This window comes from Methanobrevibacter millerae (assembly GCF_900103415.1).
GTDB classification, from domain to species: domain Archaea; phylum Methanobacteriota; class Methanobacteria; order Methanobacteriales; family Methanobacteriaceae; genus Methanocatella; species Methanocatella millerae.
This window is the reverse complement of sequence record NZ_FMXB01000045.1, coordinates 1-1679: the sequence shown is the minus strand read 5'-3', so window position 1 is coordinate 1679 and position 1679 is coordinate 1. Positions and strand designations below refer to the sequence as shown.

2 protein-coding genes are annotated in these 1679 nt (G+C 26.2%); both read right to left on the bottom strand.

Translation table 11 applies throughout. From position 1 onward, the window contains the following. Positions 1-66: 66 nt before the first annotated feature. Complete coding sequence (locus F3G70_RS11905; RefSeq protein ID WP_188118192.1) at positions 67-1254, bottom strand: tetratricopeptide repeat protein; 1188 nt, start codon at positions 1252-1254, stop codon at positions 67-69. Between the two features lie 15 nt (positions 1255-1269). Then, a partial coding sequence (locus F3G70_RS12195) for a hypothetical protein (protein ID WP_188118191.1) occupies positions 1270-1679 on the bottom strand: 410 nt, incomplete at its 5' end.

Sequence of the window (1679 nt, the reverse complement as noted above, 5' to 3'; positions counted from 1 at the left end):
TCTGCCAATTAACATTAAACGCCTCAGCTGCTAAATCAGCAATAAAATCTTCTAAGCACATGTTAATCAATAAAATAATTTTCCATGAATTAATGATCTATCCTCTATTTCAGGCATATCCTTAGCTTCTTTTTCTAGAATGTCTGCTTCATTATTCATATTTAATTCTTTTAAAATCTTTATTTTTACCAAAGCAATATCCCTACAATTGCCATCTAAACTAAACGCTTTTTCAATTACATTTAGTGCTTCATTGAAACGTTTTAGGTGAAATAAAGTATTGGCTTTATTAATTAATACATTAATCGATTTGGGGTTAATTTCTAAAGCTTTATCAAAACATATTAATGCTTCATCATATTTGGTCATTTCATCTAGATATAATCCTTTTTTATCCCAAAGAATTTCATCATTCGGATTTAATTTTAATGCTTTATCAATACTCATTATCGAGTTATCATAATCTTTTGATAAACGATAAGAGTTCGATAAATTCGCCCAGGCAACAACATCATTTGCATTAATTTGAAGAGCTTTATTAAAGCAAGCAATGGCTTCATCATATTCTGATAATTCATCATATAAAGAACCTTTATTAATGAGTGAATTTATGTGATTTGGATTTAAGCTTAAAGCATAATTAAAACATTTTAAACTTTCATCATATTTTTTTAATCTGGAAAGAATCAGTCCTTTCGTATTCCAATATTCAACATTGTTATTATTTATCTGCAATGATTTATTTGAGTATTTGAGAGCATCATCTAACATATTCAAAACATATAATAATGTAGCATACATGGCTAAAATGTAATCCTCATTGGTATTAACAACAATTGAATTATAAAAGCTTTTAGCTTCATCATATTTTCCTTGTTCAACCAAAACAGATAATTTACCAACTCTTGCATTTTCGTTCCTATCGTCAAGTAATAAAGCATTATTATAATATTCTAAAGCTTCATCATTTTTGTCCAGTTCATATAAAACTATTCCTTTATTTATTATATTGTCAATATTATTTGGATTTATTTCTAAAGAATTATTTAAATGTAACAATGCATTATCTAAATCGCCAAGATTATAATAAATTTCAAATAAATAGTCATTACATTCAACTGGAGCATAATTCATCTTTAAAAGCTGTAGAAAAATATCCTTGGATTTTTCATATTCGCCCTGTTGAAATAAATCCACGGCCTTTGAAGAAGCCATATTAAAATTATACCTTTTAAATTTTGAAAATATTCCCATATACATTCCACCGTTTTACCCTTTAATTGTGTTATTTAATCCAGTTAATATATCAATTATTTCTTCACCAAATGCATCAATAAAATATCCTGAGGAGGTAAATAAAATAAAATCAATGATTAACCAATTTTTGAAAAATTCAACATATTTCCCTAATTTCCAACATAATTTAGCATGATCATATGCCTCTCTTAATTTTTTACCATTCTCTTCTGGAGGTAAAGGTTTATCATTAAATGATTCATGACCATTTTTTCCAATTATTTTTCGTTCAGTGATTATTTGATCATATTCCTTTAAATCTGGAGTTAATAGGTTAATTATATAATTTAAATCAGAATTTGGATTTATAATCAAATGGCTTGTAAATAAAACATTTGTGTTTATGCTGGATAAATAGAATAATGCAAAGATTAACCTTTGTT